Origin of the sequence: Desulfobotulus mexicanus (genome assembly GCF_006175995.1) — a bacterium.
Classification (GTDB): Bacteria; Desulfobacterota; Desulfobacteria; order Desulfobacterales; family ASO4-4; genus Desulfobotulus; species Desulfobotulus mexicanus.
Map to the genome: position 1 here is coordinate 37,567 of NZ_VDMB01000017.1, position 24,610 is coordinate 62,176.

The 24,610-nt window shown below is 50.2% G+C and carries 19 protein-coding genes and 3 tRNA genes; 7 read left to right on the forward strand and 15 right to left on the reverse strand.

Features of this window, described 5'->3' with window-relative positions; translation table 11 throughout:
* Nucleotides 1-22: 22 nt before the first annotated feature.
* From FIM25_RS12390 to FIM25_RS12415, 6 genes are all read right to left on the reverse strand, one after another.
* Nucleotides 23-2,218 (reverse strand): hypothetical protein, encoded by a 2,196-nt coding sequence (locus FIM25_RS12390; protein ID WP_139449799.1) that lies wholly within the window; start codon nt 2,216-2,218, stop codon nt 23-25.
* Entirely contained in the window at nt 2,215-2,520 is a 306-nt protein-coding gene (locus tag FIM25_RS12395) for a transcriptional regulator (protein WP_139449801.1), read from the reverse strand. Before FIM25_RS12395 ends, FIM25_RS12390 begins: the two co-directional genes overlap by 4 nt.
* Before the next feature lie 57 nt (nt 2,521-2,577).
* Entirely contained in the window at nt 2,578-3,405 is an 828-nt protein-coding gene (locus tag FIM25_RS12400) for an Mrp/NBP35 family ATP-binding protein (RefSeq protein ID WP_139449804.1), read from the reverse strand.
* Between the two features lie 231 nt (nt 3,406-3,636).
* Nucleotides 3,637-4,407, reverse strand: a complete 771-nt coding sequence (locus FIM25_RS12405) for an outer membrane lipoprotein LolB (RefSeq protein WP_139449806.1) — start codon at nt 4,405-4,407, stop codon at nt 3,637-3,639.
* Nucleotides 4,404-6,386 (reverse strand): tetratricopeptide repeat protein, encoded by a 1,983-nt coding sequence (locus FIM25_RS12410; protein WP_179953348.1) that lies wholly within the window; start codon nt 6,384-6,386, stop codon nt 4,404-4,406. The genes FIM25_RS12405 and FIM25_RS12410 overlap by 4 nt, the downstream gene beginning before the upstream one ends.
* Before the next feature lie 101 nt (nt 6,387-6,487).
* Nucleotides 6,488-7,426 (reverse strand): sigma-70 family RNA polymerase sigma factor, encoded by a 939-nt coding sequence (locus tag FIM25_RS12415; RefSeq protein WP_139449810.1) that lies wholly within the window; start codon nt 7,424-7,426, stop codon nt 6,488-6,490.
* A 288-nt stretch (nt 7,427-7,714) separates the two neighbouring features.
* Here FIM25_RS12415 and FIM25_RS12420 point away from each other — a divergent pair.
* The 3 genes from FIM25_RS12420 to FIM25_RS12430 all read left to right on the forward strand — a co-directional run bounded on the left by FIM25_RS12420 (nt 7,715) and on the right by FIM25_RS12430 (nt 8,013).
* Nucleotides 7,715-7,791, forward strand: a tRNA-Arg gene (locus FIM25_RS12420).
* A 40-nt stretch (nt 7,792-7,831) separates the two neighbouring features.
* Nucleotides 7,832-7,906: transfer RNA gene (locus tag FIM25_RS12425), tRNA-Gly, on the forward strand.
* 32 nt (nt 7,907-7,938) lie between these two features.
* Nucleotides 7,939-8,013 (forward strand) — tRNA-Gly (locus FIM25_RS12430).
* A gap of 81 nt (nt 8,014-8,094) precedes the next feature.
* Here FIM25_RS12430 and FIM25_RS12435 read toward each other — a convergent pair.
* The gene (locus FIM25_RS12435) at nt 8,095-9,042 is read right to left on the reverse strand and encodes an FGGY-family carbohydrate kinase (protein ID WP_139449811.1); all 948 of its coding nucleotides are present in this window, start codon (nt 9,040-9,042) and stop codon (nt 8,095-8,097) included.
* A gap of 70 nt (nt 9,043-9,112) precedes the next feature.
* Between FIM25_RS12435 and FIM25_RS12440 the strand changes: the two genes are divergently transcribed.
* The 3 genes from FIM25_RS12440 to FIM25_RS12450 all read left to right on the forward strand — a co-directional run bounded on the left by FIM25_RS12440 (nt 9,113) and on the right by FIM25_RS12450 (nt 14,254).
* Complete coding sequence (locus FIM25_RS12440) at nt 9,113-10,108, forward strand: IS701 family transposase (RefSeq protein ID WP_139446294.1); 996 nt, start codon at nt 9,113-9,115, stop codon at nt 10,106-10,108.
* A 186-nt stretch (nt 10,109-10,294) separates the two neighbouring features.
* Nucleotides 10,295-10,732 carry a transposase gene (locus tag FIM25_RS12445; RefSeq protein ID WP_139449813.1) on the forward strand — a complete coding sequence of 146 codons (438 nt, stop codon included), beginning with the start codon at nt 10,295-10,297 and terminating at the stop codon, nt 10,730-10,732.
* Between the two features lie 219 nt (nt 10,733-10,951).
* A complete protein-coding gene (locus tag FIM25_RS12450) occupies nt 10,952-14,254 on the forward strand; it encodes an amino acid adenylation domain-containing protein (protein WP_246052181.1) in 3,303 nt (1,100 codons plus the stop codon).
* A gap of 2 nt (nt 14,255-14,256) precedes the next feature.
* On the opposite strand, the gene FIM25_RS12455 is transcribed toward FIM25_RS12450, so the two are convergent.
* The 7 genes from FIM25_RS12455 to FIM25_RS12490 form a co-directional block, all read right to left on the reverse strand.
* Nucleotides 14,257-15,309: a linear amide C-N hydrolase gene (locus FIM25_RS12455; RefSeq protein ID WP_139449818.1), complete on the reverse strand. Its 1,053-nt coding sequence runs from the start codon at nt 15,307-15,309 to the stop codon at nt 14,257-14,259.
* Between the two features lie 234 nt (nt 15,310-15,543).
* On the reverse strand, nt 15,544-17,391 hold the full coding sequence (locus FIM25_RS12460) for a bacteriohemerythrin (protein ID WP_179953349.1): 1,848 nt from the start codon (nt 17,389-17,391) through the stop codon (nt 15,544-15,546).
* A gap of 129 nt (nt 17,392-17,520) precedes the next feature.
* Nucleotides 17,521-17,958, reverse strand: a complete 438-nt coding sequence (locus FIM25_RS12465) for a nucleoside deaminase (RefSeq protein WP_139449822.1) — start codon at nt 17,956-17,958, stop codon at nt 17,521-17,523.
* Nucleotides 17,959-18,045: 87 nt separating this feature from the next.
* Nucleotides 18,046-19,050: a methyltransferase gene (locus tag FIM25_RS12470; RefSeq protein ID WP_139449824.1), complete on the reverse strand. Its 1,005-nt coding sequence runs from the start codon at nt 19,048-19,050 to the stop codon at nt 18,046-18,048.
* A 426-nt stretch (nt 19,051-19,476) separates the two neighbouring features.
* Nucleotides 19,477-20,946 (reverse strand): protein adenylyltransferase SelO, encoded by a 1,470-nt coding sequence (locus tag FIM25_RS12480; RefSeq protein ID WP_139449827.1) that lies wholly within the window; start codon nt 20,944-20,946, stop codon nt 19,477-19,479.
* A 42-nt stretch (nt 20,947-20,988) separates the two neighbouring features.
* The gene (locus FIM25_RS12485; RefSeq protein WP_139449829.1) at nt 20,989-21,960 is read right to left on the reverse strand and encodes an NAD(P)H-dependent flavin oxidoreductase; all 972 of its coding nucleotides are present in this window, start codon (nt 21,958-21,960) and stop codon (nt 20,989-20,991) included.
* Between the two features lie 114 nt (nt 21,961-22,074).
* Nucleotides 22,075-22,959 (reverse strand): LysR family transcriptional regulator ArgP, encoded by an 885-nt coding sequence (locus FIM25_RS12490; RefSeq protein WP_139449831.1) that lies wholly within the window; start codon nt 22,957-22,959, stop codon nt 22,075-22,077.
* A gap of 232 nt (nt 22,960-23,191) precedes the next feature.
* Between FIM25_RS12490 and FIM25_RS12495 the strand changes: the two genes are divergently transcribed.
* The gene (locus FIM25_RS12495; protein WP_139449833.1) at nt 23,192-23,809 is read left to right on the forward strand and encodes a LysE/ArgO family amino acid transporter; all 618 of its coding nucleotides are present in this window, start codon (nt 23,192-23,194) and stop codon (nt 23,807-23,809) included.
* Between the two features lie 82 nt (nt 23,810-23,891).
* Here the strand turns inward: FIM25_RS12495 and FIM25_RS12500 are convergent, their stop codons facing one another.
* Nucleotides 23,892-24,482, reverse strand: coding sequence for a YrbL family protein (locus FIM25_RS12500; RefSeq protein WP_179953350.1), 591 nt, complete (start codon nt 24,480-24,482; stop codon nt 23,892-23,894).
* Nucleotides 24,483-24,610: the final 128 nt, after the last annotated feature.

Below are 24,610 nucleotides of genomic sequence, written 5' to 3' on the forward strand. Positions count from 1 at the left end.
GCATAAAAAAAGAGCTGGCCCATCAGGGATCGGGAAACCATGGGCGCAGATCTATGGTATCAGGAATACCGTCGCCGTCCATGTCCGTATCCATTGTGAGTCCAGTGGCCTTTATGGCATCCTCTGATGCCAGAGGCGAAAAGAAATCGGGCTTTCCATCGGCATCCGTATCAAAGCGTACGGTCTGACTTCCTGAAAATGCGTTGTATCCAAGAACGTTCTGGCGCATCCGGGTGATCAGAAAAGGAAAAATTTCTTCGCTTACAGGAACTCCTTCCATGACTCTGTAGGCATCCCGGAACCATCCGCCGGAACCCCATAACTCCGCAGTACGGAATTTAAGCTGATACGCAAGGTCAGGGTTTTCCACATGGGAAATCAGTTCTTCGCATTCCAATATCAAAGAACGGGTAATATTGTCACGTACATTAAACAGAAGCCGTGTACGGGCAGCCTGTAAAAGGGCGGCAAAGTGTTTTTCCAGATGCCGGTCTCTGCCAAGTCCCGTAGCATGTCTGGAGACATTTTCCAGCAGATTTTTTCTGTGAAGTTCCAGGATTTCATTTTGCAAGTCCCCATTGTTAAGCCTTCGGGCAGCCGTTGTCATCAGCTGAATGCTGTTGTCGATTTTCCCGGATTCTGTTTCTGTATCATCATATAAACTCAGAGCTTTCAGGAGTATTTTTTCTGCGCTGATCGAATCCTTTTCAACAAAAATCCTTGCAAGGGCAGCGAGCTGCTCTGCTTTATCACTTCCATAGAGGCCCTTTTCTATTTTCTGCATTTCTTCTTTCAGTTTTGTTTGGGCTTCAGCTTCTCTGTCAGCCAGAAGAAGGGCCCTGATGATGCGTCGGTTTTCAAGGGCTGCGGGTTCTTTATAATGGTGTTTTTTCTGTATTTCATTCAGCCGGGACAAAAACAGTTCTGCATTTTTGCCTGCTTCAAGGCGGGTCTCGGTGGCACGGATAAGAAGATCCCTGTACCAGGAGGGGTCTGTACCGGTTTTTATCCATGAGAGGGTCTGCTCCTCGTTCATTTCAGGGCCCATAAGGGCTGCAATACGAAGGGCTATGATTCGTTTGATTCTTTTTGGTCGCTGAAAATTATAGCGACGCAGGTCTGACTGTAAAATGATCTGTGTTTCAGGATTCAGTCGGGAATCCGGATGGATGGCAAAGGGAAAAGTTTTGGGGATCTGGTTTATAATGTCAAGGGCTTCTTCCTGAAAGCCTCCAGTGTAAAGGGCCTCTGCAAGGGAAGTGAGGCGGCTTTCAAAGCTTTTCCCCGAATATCTGGCTTTAAGCGCTTCATGCCATTCTTTCATCAGCTCATGATATAATCTTAAAACCTGATTTTTTTCTCCTGTTTCAGAATAAATCCTGAGAATATAGATTTTTGCAATGGAGCGTCCTGTGCCTGGCTGGGACCAGTCTTCGCGGGCCAGGAAAACGGTATGGCTCATATCCTGAGCTTCTTCAGTTCCGGGCAGAGGCCTGGAGAGAGGTGTAAAATCAATCATGCTTTCCATGGCAGAGGCAATGCTCAGGGCTGTTTCATAATCCTTTTCCTGTATTGCCACCTGGGCGGTCTGCCGGAGATTATGAAAGATATCCAGATGGTTTTTATCCGGTACAATACCCTGTTTCACTTGTTTTTCCGCCTTTTTGAAATATTTTACAGCAGCTTTGTACCGGCCCTTAATCTGGTAAAAATCCATCATATGAAGCGTAAAGTAAATGCTGTTTCTTTCCTTGCGAGGGAAGCTTTGTTTCAGTCTGTAAAAAAGCGTATCGGCTTTTTTTTCCTGACCGACATCCACAAGATAGCTGTGGCAGGCCTTGTAGATCCTGAATCTGGCTTCTAAGTCCAGGCGTGTATCTGCCACATGCAGGGCAGCCTCTGCTTCATCCCGGCTGAGCAGAAGACGGGCGAGCAGTTCATTGTAAAGGGGGTGCTGTTCAAAATCAGGGATTCTGTAAAGTATGCGCCATGCATAGCTTGCAGGTGAGGCATCGGAGATATGGAAAAGGGCTGCCCTTGCGGCATTGTCATTGCCGGGAATATCTTCAGGATGCAGGGGGATATCTGCGGGAAGGGGGTGAAGGTTGTCCAGGGCAAGACGGTTCGGGCTGAGATCATTTTTGGGCAGGGGACTGTGGGCACAGGCAGATAAAAGCATAATGCCTGTAATTATGAAGGAGAGTCTCAGGCACTTCATGGCGCTTTTCCCTTTGGGTCAATATAAAAAAAAGCTGCTTCTATAAAGGTCTGACGGCAGTCCGGGCATTTGCCGGGTTTTGAGAAGCGCTTTCTGTCCGAAAAGGTGTATCCGCATCCCTGACACCGGGCAGGAATCTGGCTGAGCTTGAGCTTCATGGGCTTCAGACTTTTTTCCACATGGGGCAGTTCTTTTAGAATTTCTTTTTCCGGCAGCCTGAGTTCAAGGGAAAGATCCCGAAGGTTATGGGGTTGGGAGAGAAGCAGAGATCGGATTTTCTGCCTCGGGGTGTGGTTTTCCATATTGATCTGTCCGTTTTTACAGGGGGGCGGGCCGTCTTAAGGACGACCCGCACGGATTCAAAGCTGTTCCATCAGTTTCTGGATAACCTTTTGCAGATCCCTTGTAAAACCGGAATCTTTGCGTGCAATGGGAGTTCCTTCATCACAGGCATCCACAACCTTTGCATCGTAGGGCAGAGTGCCGAGAAAAGCAATACCAGTTGCCATTGCAGTGGTTTCACCACCACCGGTTTTGAACAGGGCAATGCGTTTATTGCAGTGGGGGCAGTCAAAGGGCCCCATATTTTCCACAAGGCCTGCAATTTTCAGATTTACGGTTTTGCAGAAATTGATGGATTTGCGTACATCAGCAAGGGCCACTTCCTGGGGCGTTGTAACAACAATGGCTTTGGCATCGGGCACACTCTGTACAACGGTCAGGGGTTCATCTCCTGTACCCGGAGGGGCATCAATGATCAGAAAATCCAGATCTCCCCATTCCACTGAAGTAATGAACTGCTGAATCATGCCGGACTTGGCAGGACCGCGCCAGATTACAGCCTGATCCTTGTCCTGCATCAGGGACTGCATGGAAATAACTCCGAGATTTTTGCCACCATTGGCGGGAATGAGCTGCTTGGTTTCGGAAACATCCAGAAGCCCTGATAGTCCCATCATCTGAGCAATGCTCGGGCCATGGAGATCCACATCCATCAGTCCGGTTTTAAATCCTTTTTCTGCCAGGGAGACGGCGAGGTTGGTGGCGACTGAGCTTTTGCCAACGCCGCCCTTACCACTCATGACCAGAAGCTTATGGCGGATTCTGCCAAGGGATGCTTTCATCATGGCGTCTTTTTCTTCGGCGTGATTCTTTTTTTTCTGGTCAGGCATTTTTTCGTGAATCATGGTGTTTCCTCCTGCGTTTCTTATATTTTTAAGTATCTCGGTCAGATTTGACTGAAAAATCCAGCGATCCTCACGTGCAGCAGCTGTGGTGTGCCTCAGAAGCCGATAAAATGGCACAGAGATTTTTTGCACTCTCCTGCCTTAATCTGCCATGGCAGAAAAGCATGCATGGCAGAAAGGGTTTTATTGCCTCCCATTAAAAGCGTCAACAGAATAATTTTGAGATAATGCTCATAAGCTTGCTTGCTGTAGTTTTTTCAAAGATGAAGGGGGTAAAAGACTGAGGCGGAAAAGGGAGGTGTCCATGGGTGATGCTGATTCAACATGGCGGATGCGCAGTCGCAGGCTGTGCTCTTTGTTTTCAATCTGCCAGATGCGGGGTTTCGTATGCAGGGAGGTGAGGGTATAGACCACATGGTTTCTTTGCAGTCGTTCCAGTCGCAGGAGATCCCCTCTGGTATCCAGAAAAAGGCGTGCCTGGGCGCGGCGGCCATTCATCAGGAGGAAGGTGGAAGGGCCTTCTGAAACTACGGCTGTCCACTCAGGCAGGGGAACTTCTCCTGACAGCAGAAGGGAAAGTTCGTTCATATCCAGATGGATGCCCAGCAATCTGCGGGTGAGTGCTTCAAGGGAGTTTGCCCTTTGCAGTTTTCCCGATTCCATATCCCGGATATGTACATGGCCGGGTGCTGCGGTCATTTCCAGAAAAGGTGCTCCCATGGGTGTAAGTACTGCCATGCGGAGTCCCCTGTTAAGGGATACGGCATAGGCCAGCTGAAGGCTGCCCCCCGGTGGCAGAGAATCAGGCAGTGTTAGTATGGCCCGTCCTTTGAAGTTTTCAGGGATATTATGTTCCGCCCTGAGGATTTCCGGAAGATTCTCAGGGTCCATGGCAGCAGGCCTGTGCATGCTGCATGCTGTAATACATATTAGGAAAGTCATTGCTGCAATGGTTCGGATGGTACGATATCCCGCAGGGGAAGGCAGATCAGGGTTTTTCATGGAAGTGTCTCTGTTTTTTGGGAAAGGGCTTCCATTTTTTCCCGTACTTCGGGATCATCCTTAAATTGAAGGGATTTTTTATAGGCCTCCACAGCGGCATTAATTTTTCCGAGGCTGCGGTAGGCGTCGCCCAGGTGATCCAGAATAACCGGATCTTCCGGTAGGAGCCGGGCGGCTTTTTCGAGGTAGGGAAGGGCCTTCTCCGGCTTTCCCTGCTTGAAGTAGACCCATCCCATACTGTCTGTGATATAACCGTCTCCGGGTTTCAGCTCCATGGCCCTGCGGATCATGGCTTCGGCCTCATCCAGACGTATTTCCATCTCCGTCAGGGTGTAGCCCAGATAGTTCAGGGCATTGGCATGGTCCGGGTTTTGTTCGATGAGGATTGCCATTTGTTCCATGGCTTCCTCTTTTTTATCCATCCTGTCAAGGACAACGCCCAGCCTGTAGCGGATATGGTGATCTTCCGGGTCTTTTTCAAGGCTGTCTATAAAAATATCGGCCGCATCTTCAAGGCGATCCGCCTCCTCATAAAAGGCTCCGAGGTAGAGCCGCAGGGTGGCATCATCTGGGTTGATGGAATGGGCTTTTTCCAGTATTTCGATACCTTTGTCTGTGTTGCCGCTCTGGCTGTCAATGTAGGCAAGGTGAATGACAGCTTTACGGAAGACGGGATTAGCAGGATCAATGGAAGCATAGAAGCTGCGGGCTTTTTCCCTGTTTCCCATTTCTTCATGTACAAGACCCAGTGCATAGCTGATTTCTCCGTTTTCAGGTTCCTGGCTACGGAGTCCTTCCAGAAGAAAAATGGCATCTTTATATCTTTTGTTTTCCGCAAAAACGGAAAAAATTCTTCTGATCACCTCTTCCCGTGTCTCATCCAGATTAAGGAGAGCCATGACTTCCATGGCTGCATCATTCCTGCCGGTCTGATACAGAAAGAGGGCATAGTCCATTCGTATTTCAACGGATTCCGGGTTCATTGTCAGAAGATCCGTGTAGGCCTGCTGTATGGCCGTGACCTCGGGGTTGTTTTCTCTCGGGGGCAGAAGAATTTTCTTACCCTTTTCCAGATGGTTGGTATCTTCAAGCTGGGGATTGAGAGCCATGACCTGTATGCGAAGGGCTGGTGTCGGTCTGCCGGAATGTTTTGCCAGGAGGGCATCCAGAGTATCACCTTTTTTGATTTCTACGGAAAGGGAGCGGGTCAGGCGCTGGCTCAGGATCTTGATACGCTCCAGATAGGGCTCCAGAAGATTCGGGGCTTTTTCAATGACAGTATCAAAACTTTCAAGGGCCTCATCTTCTCTTCCTAGGAGTACAAGGAGCTGGCCCAGATAATAATATCCTGCATAATTATCCGGATGCCGTGTAATGAGATTTCTGTAAACGGTTTCAGCCTTTGCAGTTTCCTTCTGTGCCAGATAAAGATTTCCGAGAATCAGATAAATGCGCTCCCTGTCCGGATCAAGCGCAATGACTTTTTCATAGATGGGAATGAGTTCTTTGATATCCTGTTCCAGCATCTGCTGTATGCCCGCAAGGACGATAAGGGTTTCCGGATCGTCAGGGTCCAGCTCCAGAGACTTTCTGATGGCCTGCAGGGCAGCCTGGGGCTGTCCTGTGCGTACAAGGATGGCAGCCAGTTCCCGCTGGAGAAAGGCGGATTCAGAGTCCAGTGCAGCTGCCTGCCTGAGAAATCCTATGGCCTCCAGAGGTCGGTTCCGGTTCAGTCGGATCTGCGCCTCTGTGTAATAATAGTAGGGAGATTCCGATGCTCTGGGTGCAGGAGTGATGATGGTCACTGTTTCGTTTAGTGAAACCGGGGCGGCAGGTTCTGTCGCCTGCTGGCCGGGAGATCTGGATGCGCAGGCTGACAGCAGGAATAGCAGGAGTGTTATCAGACAAAGGTAAAGGCTGCCTTTAATGGAAAATTTTGTTTGCAGATCAAAGATTGGGGCTGAGGAAGAAGTCTGCATACAGCTCTTTGCTTTCATGGGAGTTTGGTTTTGATTGTGTGGGATCTGCGGTTAATAACCGCAGACCTTTTTTCTTTCCGGAACAGAATAACTGAGGTATTTCAGGAAAGGTCCGATGTGTAGATATCAAAATCAGGAAGTTCTTTTTGAAAATAGACCTGCATTTTTTTGATGATTCCCGTTTCAATCTGTCGGACCCTTTCCCTTGAAATACCATAGGTTTCACCAATTTCCTGAAGGGTGACAGGTTCATCGGAAAAAATCCGTTTTTCAAAAATTTCAAGCTCTCTTTTGTTCAGCTGGGATGTGAAGGAAGCAATTTTTTCATGGAGCATGTTTTCAATCTGTTTGCGTGCGACCTCATCTTCTGCAGAAACAGCATCGGATCCGAGAAAGGACATGCGGTCTGTATCCGAGTCATCCCTTACCGGAGCATCCAGTGAGAGATCCCATGAGTCCAGGCGCTGATCCATGTCAATGACTTCCTTCTGGGAAACCCCCAGACGTTCAGCCAGCAGTTTGGGTTTGGGGTCAAAACCCTGATCAATGAGGTTCTGTTTTTCTTTTTTCAGTTTGAAGAAAAGTTTGCGCTGGCCCTGGGTCGTTCCGATTTTGACAAGACGCCAGTTATCCATGATGAATTTGAGAATATAGGCCTTGATCCAGAAGGATGCATAATAGGAAAACTTGACGCCTTTATATGGGTCAAATTTACGAACTGCCTGCATCAGGCCGATGTTACCTTCCTGAATCAAATCCAGAAGGTTCTGCATCCATACCCGTTGAAATTCCATGGCAATTTTAACCACAAGCCTCAGGTTGGCTGTGGTGAGCATGTAGGCGGCCTCGGGATCATTGTCTTCCTGTACCCTGCGTCCCAGCTCAACCTCTTCTTCTCTGGTCAGCAGTTTATAGCGGCTGATTTCAGAAAGATAACTCTGAAGAGGATCTATTTTGGCAAGGGCCCTGGTTGTTTCCTGTCGTGGAACGGGCAGATTTTTTTTTGTGGTGTTTTTTTGTGTTTTTTTATCTTCTGTCATTGTGGCACTTCCAGATGGTCGGTTAAGCTTTGCTGATGCGTTCCGGGGCTGCCGGGATGACTGTCATCCAGGTTCATAAAGGGGCAAAAGCCTCGGGCTTTCCCGGAAAGTATATCATCCCATGCCTGAATAAAGATGTAAACCTTGCAGGGGTATTTTCATGAACAATCATTTTGTTTTTATAATTTTTGAGTAACTTGTTATTCCTCAAAAATCACCTTTTTTTTGTATTCAGGCTCTTTTTTCTGGACAAGGTGGAAACCCTCTGCTAAAAGGTCTTTTCGTTAAGCGCCAGTAGCTCAGCTGGATAGAGCAACGGACTTCTAATCCGTAGGTCGGGAGTTCGAATCTTCCCTGGCGCGCCAAGTGCCTTTTAAAGAAAGCTTCTGAAAGCCTTTAAAATGGGCGGGAATAACTCAGTGGTAGAGTGCAACCTTGCCAAGGTTGAAGTCGCGGGTTCAAATCCCGTTTCCCGCTCCACTTAATTGTTTTTTATTTTACCCCCCCCTTATGCGGGAATAACTCAGTGGTAGAGTGCAACCTTGCCAAGGTTGAAGTCGCGGGTTCAAATCCCGTTTCCCGCTCCATTATGATAATAAAGGGCCATCTTTAAAAAGGTGGCCTTTTTTATATTTTCTGATCTTCATTATATTTCAGCTGTTTATATTTTAACCATGCCGGAAAATCCGGGCAGCTTTAACTGCTTTTTCCCACCCTCTGCATCGTCTGGCTGCATCTTCATCTGCCATGGAGGGCAGAAAGCACTGGCGTTTTCCCTGTTCGTGAATGTCTTCCGGGTTTTTCCAGAATCCCAGCGCAAGGCCTGCCAAGTGGGCAGCGCCCATGGCTGTTGTTTCTATGCAGGCAGGTCTTTCTACGCAAATTCCTAGAATATCACTTTGAAACTGCATGAGAAAGCTGTTTTCCGCAGCTCCGCCGTCCACTTTAAGTACAGGAATGGAGATGCCAGCATCCTTTTCCATGGCCAGAAGTACATCCCGGCTCTGGTAGGCAAGGGATTCCAGGGTAGCCCTGATAAAATGCTCCTTGCTGCATCCCCGTGTGAGGCCAAAAACAGCACCCCTTGCTTCCGCATCCCAGTGGGGCGTTCCCAGACCCACAAAGGCAGGGACCACATAAACGCCTGAGGTATCCCCGACTTTTTTGGCATAGTTCTCGGAATCCTTGGCATTTCTGAACATGCGCAGGCCATCCCTCAGCCACTGAATGGCGGAGCCTGCCACAAAAACTGAACCTTCGAGGGCATACTGTACCTTGCCATCGATTTCCCAGGCAATGGTGGTAAGCAGGCCGCTTTTGCTTTCAACGACTTTTTCCCCTGTGTTCATAAGCATGAAACAGCCAGTACCGTAGGTGTTTTTGGCCATGCCCGGAGTATGACAGCCCTGACCGAAAAGAGCTGCCTGCTGATCACCTGCCATACCTGCAATGGGCAGCATGTGACCGAATAAGGTTTCCGGAAGGCTGTGGCCGCATACCCCCGAGGACGGAACGATTTTGGGCAGCATGGATGAAGGAATATCAAGGATGGACAGAAGTTCGTGGTCCCATTTTTTATCGTGTATATTCAGTAGTGTCCGGTTAGGTTTTTGCATGAAAAAAAGTTTTAATTTTAGGAGTTACGCAGTTGATGTTTTTACCGGTTCCATTTAAGGTTTAAAGATTATGAATCCACCAAAATTTTCTGAATATGATTACATGGCTTTTTTGACAGCAAGTCCCAAAATTTTTACCTGCACAGAGGTTGAGAGAGTTTTACAGGAGCAAAAAAATGCTCCTGCGCATGATTCCATCAATCGACTTCTTCACAGGCTTACGCCTTCAGCATCGGCTCTTCGTAATGAAGCAATTCAGCACGTTATTTTGAAAAAGGGTGTGCTGGTTCTTGACGACTCAACACTGGACAAACTGTACGCTCAACATATTGAGCTGGTATCCAGGCATTGGTCAGGAAAGCACCACGCCGTTGTAAAAGGCATTAATTTGATTACGCTTTTATGGACGGACGGTGATCGTATCATCCCCTGTGATTATAGGATTTATAATAAAGAACAGGATGGTAAAACTAAAAATGATCACTTCTCCGATATGCTTTTAAAAGCTAAAAATCAAGGATTTGAGCCATCATACGTTTTATTTGACAGTTGGTATTCCGGTCTTGAGAATCTCAAAGTGATTCGAAAATATGGATGGTATTGGCTGACCCGGCTCAAATCCAACCGCCTGGTGAATCCTGACGGTAAAACCAATGTGCCTGTTTCATCTGTACACGCCACTGAAACAGGAAAAGTGGTTCACCTTAAAGGGTTCGGTTTTATTAAGCTTTTTGGGATTACAGGCAAAGATGGAACAATTGAATACTGGGCAACAAACCATCTTGATATGGATGATCTTAAGCGACTTCAACTGTCTGAATTTTCATGGAAAATCGAAGAGTATCATCGTAACCTTAAACAGTTCTGTGGAGTGGAACGCTCTCATGTAAGAGCTGCCAAAGCTCAAAGAAATCATATCGGACTTGCAATAAGGACATTCTTGCGTTTTTCGGTCTTCAGTTTCAAGACAGGCCTCAGCTGTTTTGAACTCAAATACAGAATTATCAGGGATGCTGTCAGGAAATATATGGAGCACCCAGCTTGGACTTTTGAGGCAACTGCGTAACTCCTAATTCCTAAAAATGGCTGGAAGCCTCTGTACGAATCCGAAAACAAGGGTAAAGACGGGAATGGCAAAGAATGGGCAGAGGTCTGTTTCGTTCCCAATAAAATTGCCAATAAAAAGAATGGTAGAGAGTATCGATATCTTGTAACCCGTGAAATTATCGTGGAACAAGGAGAATTCCCTGGCATGGAAGAAGAAAAAGAATACCCTTTTCCAACGACAATAATGGATGGCAAAAATTATAAGATTTTCGGTATTGTAACCAATATGGATTGGGAAGGAGAAAAACTGATTCAGTGGCTTTACAAGCGCTGTGGGGAAAGCGAAGAGATTCATCGAGCCATGAAAGAAGATTTTGCAGGTGGTCGCCTGCCCTCTTCCAACCTGGGCGAAAATGCTGCCTGGTGGTGGATTATGATTCTATCGATGAATCTTCATGTGGCCATGAAAAAGCTGGCTCTGGGGGAAAATTGGCTCACGAAGAAGATGAAAATCATTCGTTTTAACCTGATTCATATCCCGGCCCATGTCTATGAAAAGGCATCTGCCTTGATCATACGATGTAAAAGATCTGTGGGTTGGATGATGGAAATAAGAAAAAGACTAAGCCTTTTAAAGGCTTAGACCAGCCTGACTCAGTACCAAGGCAGAAGAATAGTTTTTAGATTGTTRACTCAAAAGGGATAGCTACGCCAAAAAAATCTGTGTATTGATTTTTTCTGAGTGTTGCGTCTCATATTTGAGAATTATTCCTCATAAATAATTATTTTTGAATCCTCACCGCCCCGTTGAGGGCTGAAAAAAGCCTCCCGAAACACCACAGGAGGGGTGTGGATTAATTTGATGGAGGATTTGGGTTCCTATGCAGAGCTTGACAAGAGGGCCAATGCGGCGGCAGCAAAACTTTTGGAAAAGGGCCTGCCAGCCAACAGCATCGTTGCTGTGGCTGCGGACCGATCCGTCTGGGCCGTGGCAGCCATGCTGGCCGCACTCCGGGCCGGAGCCGCCTATGTGGCCATTGATCCGGCGTATCCTGAAGAAAGAAAAAACTTTATCCTTGAAGATACGGCGGCGGATTTTCTTCTGGGTTCTTCGGAAAGCCTGCAGGCCTTTGGCTTTACGGGTGAAAGTATGGCCATGGATCAGCCGGGTATGGAAAAAGGAGCAAGGGACCCCGGCAGGGCTGCGGGCGGTCATCAGCTGGCCTACCTCATCTTTACCTCCGGTTCAACGGGTCAACCCAAGGGAGTGGCCATAGAGCACCATTCCATGGTCAATTTCATCCACTGGTATGCCACCCACCACGGCATAGGCAAAGATTCCAGCACCGCCGCCTTTGCCGCCTTCAGCTTTGATGTATCCGTGGTGCAGATTTTTGCCCCCCTCACCGCTGGTGGCACCCTGCACATCATCCCGGAACAGCTCCGCCTTTCTCCGCCGGAACTGGATGCCTACTTCATGACAGAAAACATCAGCCATGCCCATTTCCCCACCCAGTTTGCGGAACAGTTCATGCGCATGGTTGAGGGCCGCTCCCTGAAAACCCTTGTGGTGGGTGGCGACCGCCTCAGCCGCTACCGYATCGGTSCCTACAGGCTCACCAATGAATACGGCCCCAGCGAAACCACCATGGCCTGCCTCAGCTATGATGTACCCGCCGTCATGGAAAGACCACCCGTGGGCTCACCCGTGGCCAACTACCGGGTGTATATACTGGACAGCCGGGGCAGACTGGCACCCATCGGCATGCCCGGAGAAATCTGCGTGGCAGGAGCCGGTGTGGCAAGGGGCTACCACAACCGGCCGGAGCTTACGGAAAAAKGCTTTGTTCCGGACCCCTTTGYAGCGGGAGAACGCATGTACCGCACCGGAGACCGGGGCCGATGGCTCAGCAGTGGTGTGGTGGAATTCATGGACCGGCTGGATTTTCAGGTAAAAATCCGGGGATTCCGCATTGAGCCTGCCGAAATCGCCCGACGCATGCAGGAGGTGGAAGGAYTGCTGGAAAGTGTGGTCATAGCCCGGGAGGAAGGTTCCGGCAACAAGGTGCTGGTGGCTTATTTCACGGCAAAGGAAAATCTGGCTTCCGAAACCGTGAAARSCTATCTCCGCTCCGTACTGCCGGAATACATGATTCCCGTTCATTTTGTGCGCCTTGATTCCATGCCCCTCAATGTCAACGGCAAGATTGACCGCAAAAAACTGCCTGCTCCGGAACTGGCTGAMCCGTCGTCCACCGCAGGGCCCCTTGAAGCCCGCACGGAAAAGGAGAAAAAAATTCTTGCCTGCTGGGAAGAGGTGCTGGGCCACAGAAACTTCAGCCCCCTTGATTCCTTCTTTGAAATCGGCGGAGATTCCCTCAGCGCCATCGCCCTTCTGGCGGGTTTAAGCGAATATTTCGACATTTCCGCATCGGACATCTTTGCCCATCCGTCCTTTGCAGAACAGACAAAACGTTTCAGGGAAGTCAGCGSTGGCAGGGCCAGCCGTCTGCTGCGCCTTCAGGAGATGATCCGGCCCCTGCCCGAAGACCCGGCCTTTGCCCCTGAACAGCAAGGCTACGCAGAAGCCAGAAGCCGCATCTCCATGCTGGATACCCGTACCGTCCGTTTTCCGGAACATCTGCTTCTCACGGGGGCCACGGGTACCCTGGGAGTGGATCTTCTCAAAGAACTCCTCTCGGAAACATCCGCCCGCATCACAGCCCTGATAAGGGCCGGATCTACGGAAGAGGGAAGAAAACGCCTTGCCTCCATCTATCACCAGCGTTTTCAGGAGGATATCAGCCTTCTTGCCGGAGACAGACTGAGGGTGCTGCCTGCGGATCTGGAGAAAGGATATTTCGGCATGGACGAAGCCTCCTTTACGGCCCTTGCCATGGACGTGGATGCCATACTGCATTCCGCTGCCCTCACCCGCCATTATGGTGCATGGGAGGAATTTGCGGAAGCCAATGTGGACAGTGTCCGCCATATCATGGATTTTGCCAAAACAGGCAAGGACAAGGAGCTGCACCATGTCTCCACCACTTCCATAGCAGCGGGCAAGGTGGAAGGCCGCAGCCGCATGCTGTTTTCTGAACTGGATCTGGATAAGGGACAAAGGGCCGATAACTTCTATGTAAAATCCAAATTTGAGGCGGAAAAACTCCTGCATGGGGCCCGGAAGGAAGGGCTTGCCGTCCGAATTTACAGGGCAGGCAACATTACCTGCGATTCCCTTACCGGGGCCCTGCAGCGCAATGTGGAAGACAACGCCTTTTACCAGCAGGTGAGGGCCTATGTGAACCTTGGAGCCGCACCGGACATGATGGATACCCGCAACATGACCTTTGTGGATCAGGCGGCAAAGGCCATCGTACTTCTCATGGGCAGACCGGGACTTTCCGGCCAGACCTTCCACATCCAGAATCCCCTTCTGCTCCAACTCTCCACAGCCCTTGCCGACCCGGCTCTGGAACTTTCCTGCCAGGCCACATCCTTTAGGGATTTCATTTCCTTTGTGGCAGATCATGCGGGACATAAGGGCTTTGAAGAATACGTGGAACGCCTGCTGCTCCATTCGGGATGGCAGGACTGGCTGCAGAATCCAGCCCAGACTGCCGCAGAAATCCGTGCGGACCGCACCGCAGACATTCTTTCCCTTCTGGGCTTTACCTGGAAAACACCGGGCCCAGATGATCTCAGGGGCTTTATCCGCCATGCCCTGAAAGACCGCATACGCATGCTGCAAGCACTTGCCCCCTTCTCTTCCCTGAAGGAAGAAAGTCTCTTTACACTGGCCTGCCGCATGAAACCGGAATCCTTTGGCGGAGAAGATCGGCTTCAGACCGAAGGCCAGCCCATAGATGCCCTGCGATTTGTCATGGATGGTATTGTGGAAACCTACCGACACAACCGCAGCGGCTGGATCGGCACCGTTCGGGTAGCCGGTCCCGGAGCCTGCACAGGGGAAGAGGCCCTGCCACCGGGCAGAAATCCCGGAGCAGGCAGTACGGTGGAAGCCATAGAACCTGTCTTTGCCTTCTCCGTATCCCTTGAAGACATGCGCAGTCTCATCCGAAAAGACCCGGATCTTGGGTTCATGCTGCTGGAAATAGCCTCAGGGAAGAATGATCAGGCGGAAAGGCTTTTTGTGGCGGTGTAAAATCACAGCCCCTGAAATTCAAAGGGTTCGGATACAATAAAATGCCCAAGGGCATTCCCGGCATAAACCTGCCCTGCGTCCAGAGGGAGCTTCCTGACGGGTTTTCCAGCCGTAAAATCCACCTGATTCATGTCCACCCAGAGAATGTTTGGCGTCAGTACGTTTTCAAAAAAATAAATCAGGCGTTTCTGATCCGCCACAACCCGCCAGCGGGTACTTGAAATATGGGGCTGTCCTTCCGTGGATATGCCATAGGGAACCGAAACATTACGGATAACGCTGAACACACTGGCCACGGCAAGGTGAGGATTGCTGGTTTGCGGGATTGCATTGATATAGTACGACGCCCGCACAAAACGGTCTGCTGCCCGGTTGCTGCCGGGAAGGAAGATGGTGCCGGGAATATTCTCCCAATAGCCTTTGATTGCCAGCTGATCCTTGAACAGCGGATCATTGGTCATTACCTGATGTGAGGAATCGTGGTGAATCACCAGTCTGCCCTCGACATATTCAAGAATGGCACTGTCGCCAGAGGCATCGGATATGGAAAGATGTACCGTGGTAAACTTGTCCGTTCCGGGAATAAAGTCGGTGACAACAACAAACGCCTCTTTCCCCAGAGATGCAACGGCTTCCTTTACCGTGGCAAAATTATCGAGCACATACTGCGCCCATGCCGCAATGGTCAGCCCTGTTTTTCTTCCTTTCTTATCAAAAGGGGGGTATTCAGACTGAACCAGCCAGAGCATATTGGCAACCAGTCCTTTTTCATTCATGCCGTCCGGCGTTGAAATATCCCATGAACTGGTAGCAATGCTGCCGTAGCGGGACACCCACTTGAGGGAATTCGGCCCCACCTGACCACTCCGCTCCATGCCTCTGGGAAAGAGCCACAAATTGGGAGGAATATCAATGGAAAAATCCATGGTTCTTCCAGTGAGGACCGTCTGTTCGGGTCCGATGTATACAACCCGCGTACAGGCGTAGGCATCAGCAGCAAGGGCAAGGGAGCTGAAGATCATCAAAGCAGCCCACAGATTCATCATTTTTCTCATTGCATTTTTCCTTTCATAAGGGGAAAGCCCACTGGCACAATTGGAGGGCAGCGGAATTGCCGCGCGCCATACACTCAAAAAAGCTCGATAATGGGTAAAAGGAAAGCTCCTCAGATTTATAATATACTCCAAGCGGTCAACCGTGAAACATTAATGGGTTTTCTGTATCGTTTCAAGACTGCCCCATGTATCAAGAATGACCACGCAGAGTATAATACGGCCTTCCGTCAGCAATCAGAGCCTAAGCTCCGTTTTACCCATCTTTTCCTTGAGAAAGGGAACATAGGCCATGTCGGTCTTTAAGATATGGGTATTGAGCCAGTCTTTGAGAAAATCCATGAGATCCATGGTGACCGTCGCCTTTCCGCTCTCAAAATCCTTCTGAATCCCCACAACCCTTGCCACAAGATCCCTGTGAACCTTACTGTGGGACCGGCTTTCCGGGTATCCGTATCTGGCAAAAAGCTCTTCCTCATAGGCAAAATGGGTTACGGTGTAGTCTGCAAGCTGTTTGAGAATACCTCCCAGCTCAGCGGTCCCCTTTTGAAGCCGCATTGCCTTGTGAAGAAGATTGATCAGGCGCACAAGTTCTCTGTGCTGGTCATCAATGGTCTTGATGGATGTGGCAAGGCGTGAACTCCATGGCATCAGCTCCGGTATGTCCGACGCCTTCAGTCCGGAGTCAAGACCTCCGGCCTTCTCTTTATTGGATACCCTGAAAACGGCGATCATTTCCCTGAGATTTGAAGCCAGAAGATCCAGATCCTTTGCGCTGATACTCATATGGCTGGACCGGCCGGACATTTCTGCGGCCACCGTATCCACGGTTGCAATGTCCCTTGCAATTTCCGATGCCACAAGGGAGCTCTGGGCAACATTCTCATTCACTTCCCGGATACCGATGGAAGCCTGATCAATGTTTTCAGCCACCTCCGATGCCCTTGATGACTGCTCATCCACGGAAAGAACAATCTCGTGGACTATCTGATCCACCTGAGAAATCACCTGAGAGATGGTTCCTACCTCCTCTACGGTCTCACGGGTGGATGACTGGATGCCCCCTATCTTTTCACGGATAATGCGGGTGGCATCCGCCGTCTGATCCGCCAGCTTCTTGATTTCTCCGGCAACAACGGCAAAGCCCTTGCCGTATTCGCCAGCACGCGCCGCCTCTATGGTGGCATTGAGGGCCAGAAGATTGGTCTGCTCCGCAATTTCCGTTATCAGCTCCGTTACATTGCCAATTTCCTGAGCCGCTGCACCCAGCGTGCCGACCTTATCGGAAACCACATCCACCTGATTTCTGGCCTGGGTCGATATTTCAAGGGCTTCCCTGCAGTTCCCCGCCACTCCTGAAATATTGACCTGCATCTGGGCAGCGGCTTCTGCCACCATGGCAATATTGGTGGAAGCTTCCTCGCTGGCCGCAGCCACCGTATGCATACTGGTGTTCATTTCTTCTGCTGCCGCAGCCACGGAATTGGAACGGCGGTGCAGGTCCGATGCCTCCCCCTCCATTTCAGCAGACACCATGGCAACCTCTGAGGATGCAGCAGCAATACTCTGGGTTTTTCCTCCGACACTCATGATGATTTCATCAAGGGTGGCCACAAAAAGATCAAATCCCGCCGAAAGGCTGCCGATTTCATCCTCTCTCACAAGCCCCATTCGAACGGTGAGGTCCCGCTCTTTTCCTTTGATGGCCTTGCGAAGGCTGGCATTCAGTTCTCTGACGGGTGTAAGAAAAATACGATTGAAAAGAAAGCCCATGGCAAGCATGACAAAGAGCAGGCTGGCTGCAGCAGCAAGAACCATCCGCCCCAGCATCCCGTGGGAAAGGGTATGGGGAATGGCACGGATATCCTTCTGAAGCCCTTCCAGTAAGGCTCTGGTATCCGCATTCACAGAAACGGAATCCATGGCCTGAACCTGCGCTGCCATGGCTTCGGCAATGCGGGTGCTGTCATGGATCTGGACACTGCGAAAGGCCCACAGCATAAAAATCAGGGCCAGAATCACCACCAGCAGGAGCGATCCTGCAATTTTAACATCCAGACTTTTTTTAACCAGCGATGCAACCATGAATACCCGCCTCAGACATGAAGGGTTATACAAAAACAGAACCGCCATCGGTCCCTTTGCGAAAAAATCATCCAAACCAACGCCTGCACAGGTGGCAGAGTGCCTGATACAGGGGGGAGAATATGCTTTTTATTCGCCGATATCCTCGTTCCAGAGTGCAGAATTTTTTTTTATAAAATCTTTCATCTGCAAAATACAGCTTTCATCATTTAAAACTTCAACCTCAATGCCCCTTGATTGAAGGTAGTCTTCTGCGCCTTTGAAATTGATATTTTCTCCTATAACTATCTTTGGAATCTTATACAGCAATGCTGCACCGCTGCACATATCACAAGGGGACAGGGTTGTGTACAAAACAGAATTTTTATAATCTCTGGCAGTAAGCCTTCCTGCTTTTTCAATACAATCAATTTCCGCATGTAACACAGCACTTTCTTTCTGTACTCTCTGATTATACCCCCTTCCTTTTATTTCTCCGTTTACCACAAGAACAGCACCGATTGGAATTCCGCCCTCTTCCAGACCTTTTTTAGCCTCATCGAAGGCTGCCTGCATAAATTTATCCATATTTTTCCTTCATTATACCCATTAGAGGGCAGGTTTTATAAGAGTCGGGTCTTCCAGAAAATCCATGCCTCAAAAGGGGGCAACGGATCATTTTATGCCCATGAGAATACCTGATTCTGTGGGGCCTTTATAAGGCAGGCGACGGATCTCAGAAGCCCCTGCGTTTTCAAGCATCTCCCGGATTTCTGACTCGGAATAGGATTGTCCGCCATCCGTTGCCACTAACATATTGATGCTGAAGAGAGCTGCAAAGAGCGGGGCTGTGCGCAGATCTTCAAGGATGAAATCATGGATGAAAATGCGGCCTCCGGGTTTTAAAGCTGACATGGCCTTTACAACAAGCCTTTGGGCATCTTCCGGATTCTCCCCATGGAGAATGTGGGAAATCCATACAGCATCAAAAGCTTCCGGTTCTGCCACACTGTCCGTGTGAAAATTGAAATCTTTAAAAGCCATGCGCCCTTCAAGGCCATAGCGGGCAATGATTTTTTCCGCAAAGGGTCTTGTGGTGGGCAGATCATAGACATCTGCCGTCAGATCCTTGTTTTCCATACAGAAATGAATGGCAAAGGTTCCCGGCCCTCCGCCAAAATCCAGAAGACGGCGGCATCCGGAAAGATCAAGGGCCTTTGCAACGCCCGGTGCGGTGGCAGAAGCGATGTTGAACATCCCCATGAGAAAACTTTCCCGCTCTGCTTCTTCCGTAACACCGTCAAGGCTGCTGTCAACGGGTTTTCCCGAAAGAACCGACTCGGACATGCGGTTCCAGGAATCCATGAGAAAGTGGTGGTGCAGAATCATGTAACCCACATAGGCGGGGGCATCCTTCACCAGAAAGGCCTCCGCAGCCGGGGTGTTGGCATAAAGGCTGTCTTTTTTTTCAAGAAGCTCCATGGCAGAAAGGGCATCCAGCAGGGCCACAACTCCCCTGAGATCCCCCTTCATGGCATGGCAGAGATCTCTGGCACTTGCAGGGCCTTTGGAAAGAAGGGTAAAAATTTCCAGCTTCACCCCCGTATGCAGGGTGCAGACCTGCCAGTAGGAGCCCGAAAGGCGCAGAAGAGTGCCGGGATTCCAGGAAGATTCCGTCATGATGGTTCTCCTTTCTCAATCATTTGATTTGATTCGTAATTATTCAGCACAATTTATTTCGAACTGCCAATGCTGTCATTGCAGCAGCTTCGTACTGTTGCAAGGCTCCGAGTCTATTTGAAAGTGACATTGCAATCGTTTCGGCAAGAAGCTCCCGAATCCGGCACTCAAGATCCCTAAACACTTTTGCTCCCGTAAAGGGCTTGAGCTTTTCAGCTTGAGTGCCGGATTGCGTCACGGGCAAATAGCCTGGAGCCTGTGCATCTGTCTTGCAGGTATGATATGAAAAAGCGTGCTGAACAGTTACAAATTATTGAAATTAAATGGCTATATTTTACGATTGTGGCGGGCACCCGTAAAGGGTGCCCCTACAAAACAGGGGTCGTAAAAACCATCCATAGGGGCAGATGATTCGCCCACATCACCTCAGGTTCCGCAAAAAGTCCGATGCACAAGCTCATGGGGCTGCGGTGGATCAGCATAATTTTCAAAACCCGGCTGAGGATCAAAGGGCCGGGACAGCACATAGAGCAGGGTTTCAAAGGGCTTGAAGTCACCCCTGTCCTCTGCGGCCCGGATAACTTCCTCCACCCTGTGGTTACGGGGAATGAAAAGAGGATTCACCTTCCGCATGGCTGCGGCACGCTGAACGCCATCGCCGTCTTCGGCATCCAGGCGATTCAGCCAGTCCCCCAGCCATGGACCGCAGGCCTCAGGTTCCCTGAAAAGGGCCGTGAACCCGGATACCCTTGCAGGGTCTTCTGCAATATCGCAGAGCTTACGGAAACTTAAAGTGAAATCAGCTCCCTGAGTATGCATAAGCTTTAATAAAGACTGAATCAGCTTTTCATCCCCTTCCCTTGCCTTAAAAAATCCGAGCTTCTGACCCATAGCAAAAAGCCAGTGGCGCTGGAAGACATCGGGAAAGGCCCCGAGAACAGCATTGGCCTGCTCCAGTTCTTCATCAGAAAAAAGCGGCAGAAGACTTTCCGCAAAACGCAGCAGATTCCAGTGGACAATCTGCGGCTGCCTTGCATAGGCGTATCTTCCTGCCTGATCAATGGAACTGAAAACCTTCATAGGATCATAGGCATCCATAAAGGCGCAGGGGCCAAAATCAATGGTTTCTCCGGAAAGGGCACAATTGTCCGTGTTCATCACACCATGGATAAAACCCACCTGCATCCATGATGCCACAAGGCTGGCCTGCCGCTCCATCACAGCCCGAAGCAGACCAACAGGCCCATCTCCTTCCATTGTCATCTCCGGGAAATGCCGTTTCATCACATAATCCGCCAGAATATGAAGGGCTTCCCTGTCTTTTTTTGCCGCAAAAAATTCAAAGGTTCCCACACGGATGTGGCTCAAGGCCACACGGGTAAGCACAGCACCGGGAAATTTTTTTTCCCGAAGCACCTCTTCTCCAGTCAGCACCACGGCCAGAGACCGGGTGGCAGGGATACCAAGGGCATGCATGGCCTCCCCAAGGATATACTCCCGCAGCACAGGCCCCAGAGGCGCCCTGCCGTCTCCATTACGTGAAAAGGGGGTTGGGCCGGAACCCTTCAGCTGAATATCCCGGCGCAACCCGCCTTTGTCCACAATCTCTCCCAGCAGAATGGCCCGGCCATCCCCAAGCTGAGGCACAAAATGACCAAACTGATGCCCTGCATAGGCCATGGCCAGAGGCTCAGCACCTTCAGGTACCCGGTTGCCCGAAAGAATTTCTCCCCAGACTTCAGGAGAAAAGATCTCCCAGTGAAGCCCCAGATTCTCCAGAAGCCCCCGGTTTATTTTCATAAGCACAGGCTTTTTCACCGGAACCGGATGCTGAAAAACATAAAAACGGGAAGGCAGACGGGCATAGCTGTTGTCAAAGGGAATGGCTGAATCCATGGGAAAGCTCCTGAGCCTCTGTAAGACCGTTAAACTGCAATTTCAGGAAAGAAAGGAGGCAAGGCGTTCTTTGATGATCCTTTCAGCATCCTCCACAATACGACGGATCAACTCCTCCACAGAAGGCACATCACGGATCAGCCCCGCCACAGGACTTGCCCCCCAGACACCGCCGTTAACATCCCCGTTCTTCATGGCCTGTTCTCCCCTTTTTCCCGCAACAAGGGGGGCCAGCTCCTCTATGGTTACACCACCCCGCTTTTCCAGCGCCACAATCTCATCGGCCAGGGTGTTTTTATAAATCCTTGCCGTATTATGCAGGGTTCTGAAAATCAGTGCGGTCTGCCGTTCATCGGCATCCACAAGGGCCTGTTTAATATTGGCATGCACAGGCGCTTCCTTTGTTGCCACAAAACGAGTGCCCATATTGATCCCGTCCGCCCCCAGTGCCAGTGCTGCAACCAGTCCCCTGCCATCGGCAAATCCACCGGAGGCAAGAATTGGAATATCAAGGCTGTCTGCGGCCAGAGGCAGGAGGATCAGGCCCGGAATATCGTCTTCTCCGGGATGTCCTGCGCACTCAAACCCATCCACACTGACAATGTCGCAGCCAATTTTCTGCGCCTTCAGGGCATGGCGCACGGAAGTGCATTTATGAATCACCGTGATTCCCGCCTCTTTAAACAGAGGCAGAAACTCCTCCGGGCTTCTGCCCGCGGTTTCCACAATTTTCACACCCTTTTCCACAATAATGCGGGCATAATCCATATAGGGTACAGGCTTGAGGGTGGGCAGAAGGGTGAGATTCACACCGACGGGCTGATCCGTGAGGGAAAAAAGCCTGTCGATCTCATGGCCAAGGGCCTCAGGGTCGGGATAAATCAATGCCGTCAAAAGACCAAGGCCACCGGCATTGGATACCGCCGCTGCAAGGTCTGCCGTTCCCACCCACTGCATGCCACCCTGAACAATGGGATGGCGTATACCCAGTTTTTCCGTAATCCGTGTTTTCATATTTTTTCTCCGTGAAGGGTTTCGGGTTTGAAAAAATTATACAGAAAAAATTTGCAAGCGCTAAAACTGAACATCCAGCTTACTTCCCCTGTAAAGGCACTGCAAGATTGTGATTCAAAAAAGTCTTTTTCCTGCTTCCCGAACCAGAACATCCGTAAAGTCTTTAAGAAGGGAGGAACCGATGTCCCAGCAGTGCCAGAAAAGGGGAATGTCCATGGGCATATCCGGAACCAGCTCCACAAGGGAGCCGGAATTGAGAAAACTTCGGCTCTGGAGATCCGGCACCATGCCACAGCCAAGGCCCAAAAGGATAAAGTTCAGAAAGCTTGTGGCGGAAGGAATATAATGTACCGGAGGATTAAGGGATAAACCCTTTACCTGATTAAAAAAACGATCCTGCAGGCGGTCTTTACGGTTAAAAATCAGCACTGGTGCTTGAAGATCCCGCAGACCTTCCAACCCCGACGGCAGCCAGCGGTTCATGTAGGCCGGTGAGGCCAGCATCCGGTAGCGCATACTGCCAAGGGGGTGGATGCGGCAACCCTGAACGGCCCTGTCCCTGCTTGTAATGCATCCCATGACCTCCCCATCCTGAAGCAAACGATGGGTCACATCCTGATCATCTGTCCTGAGATCCAGCAAAATATTCCGGGAAAGCAGAAATTCCTGCATCGCCTCAGGAAACCATGTGATGAGACTGTCTGCGTTCAGGCCTACCTTAAGGCTTCGGTAGGCACCCGGCCCTTCAGGCAGCAGGGCATCTTCCAGATCCGCCTCCAGAGAGGCCACCTGCCGGTAATGTTTCAGAAGCCGTACACCCGGCTCCGTTGCCCTGGGCGGACTGCTCCGTACCAGCAATACCTGACCCGTCTGACTTTCAAGCAGTTTAACCCGCTGGGACACCGCAGACTGGGTGATGTGCAGCACCTGCGCCGCCCGTTCAAACCCGCCCTCTTCCACCACGGATGCCAGTGCTTCCAGCAATTTATAATCCAGCATATCCGCCACTCCCTTTTTGCTGCCCCATCATCTTCTGAACTTCTCTGGCTTCATTCATAACATATTCTTATAGATCATCAAAATAATGAATTTTCCTTTTAATACCTTTGGGGTTAAGAATGGGGAAAAGGGCCGCCACAGCCCCCATGCCTTTGAAAATATCCGTTCCGGACAGACAGGGTGAGAACCTTCTTTCGGCCCGGCAGAATAGAGAACCTGAAAGGAAAGAACCATGCTGACACCTGCTTTTTACGGATTTTCCGTATGCCTTGGACTGATTATTGCCATTGGTGCACAAAATGCCTTTGTGCTAAGTAATGGCATCAGAAACAATCGGCCCCTTCTCATTGCCCTGACCTGCATTGTCTGCGACAGCCTTCTCATCGGCATCGGTGTCGCAGGGCTGGGGAGTCTCCTTGTCTCTAAGCCAGACTTTGTCCGCTGGGCCACATGGGGTGGGGCTGCCTTTCTCATGCTCTATGGATTCAGGGCCTTCTGCTCTTCCATCAAAGGAGGCGGCACGCTGGAAACCGGGAACAGCGGGAGTATTACTGCATCTTCTTTGATCCTCGCCACCCTTGGCGTGACTTTCCTCAACCCCCATACCTATCTGGATACCATTGTACTGATGGGTGGGCTGTCTGCTCCTTACATGGGGACGGAAAGGCTGGGATTCTGGCTGGGGGCGGTAACGGCCTCCACGGTCTGGTTCATCTCTCTGGCCTTTGGAGCCCGGCGGCTTGCCCCTTTTTTCAAAAAAGCCGCTGCATGGCGTATGCTGGATGCGGGGGTATGTGTCATCATGTGGGGAATTGCTGCTGCTCTGGTACAGCAGGCGCGGTCCCTTTAAAAAAAACGGATCTTTCAGTCGCAGGTCTGACAATGCCCGTTGAAGCCGCTGAAAGATCCGTTTTTGAAACCTTTTTATTTTTTCAAGCTGCCTTTTTGAATGCCTTCTCGTCAATGAGATCCAGAAGTCGTTTGCTCCTTCGTATGAGTTTTCTCCTTGAAAACCAGGGAAACCATGAAGATATGGGCAGTGTTTCATGGTTGTCAAAGGGACCTTTAAGATCAATGGCCACGGGCCGGACAGTCTGCTGTTCATCTTTCCGGAGAAGAATATTCCCGGGATTCAAATCAAAAAGACGGATATTCCTCCAGACGATGAAGGCAAGGAACAATTCCACCTTCAGTCTCACTTCACTAAGATCCCATGCTTCCGGCTCCTCAAATACGCTGGAAAGGGGGGAAGAAAGAGAACCATCCGCATCCCGGATACAGGCCATGACAAGCCCCTGGCCAAGGGAGGTTTCCACCATGCCACAACAGGCAGAAATCATGGGAAGCTCCCCATGCCGGTCACGGATGTCCTGCCAGTGATTCCACTCGGCCCTTTTTGGATCAAGATGCTCCGGACAATCGGCCCGCTGAATTTTGATAATACGATCCGGCCGGTCCGGGTGAATGTAGCAGTCCCGCATTCTGCCGGAACCAATGTGCAGTTCCGGATCAATAAGAGTCATACCGGCCTCCTTCGCCTTGCATCTCCGACCGAAACTAAAAATCCCGGCCCTTGTGTTGCGTTTACCAGATTCAGGACCTTCCATAAGGCCCCGTCAATCTATGCATTCCTAAGATGCCCGACCTTTCT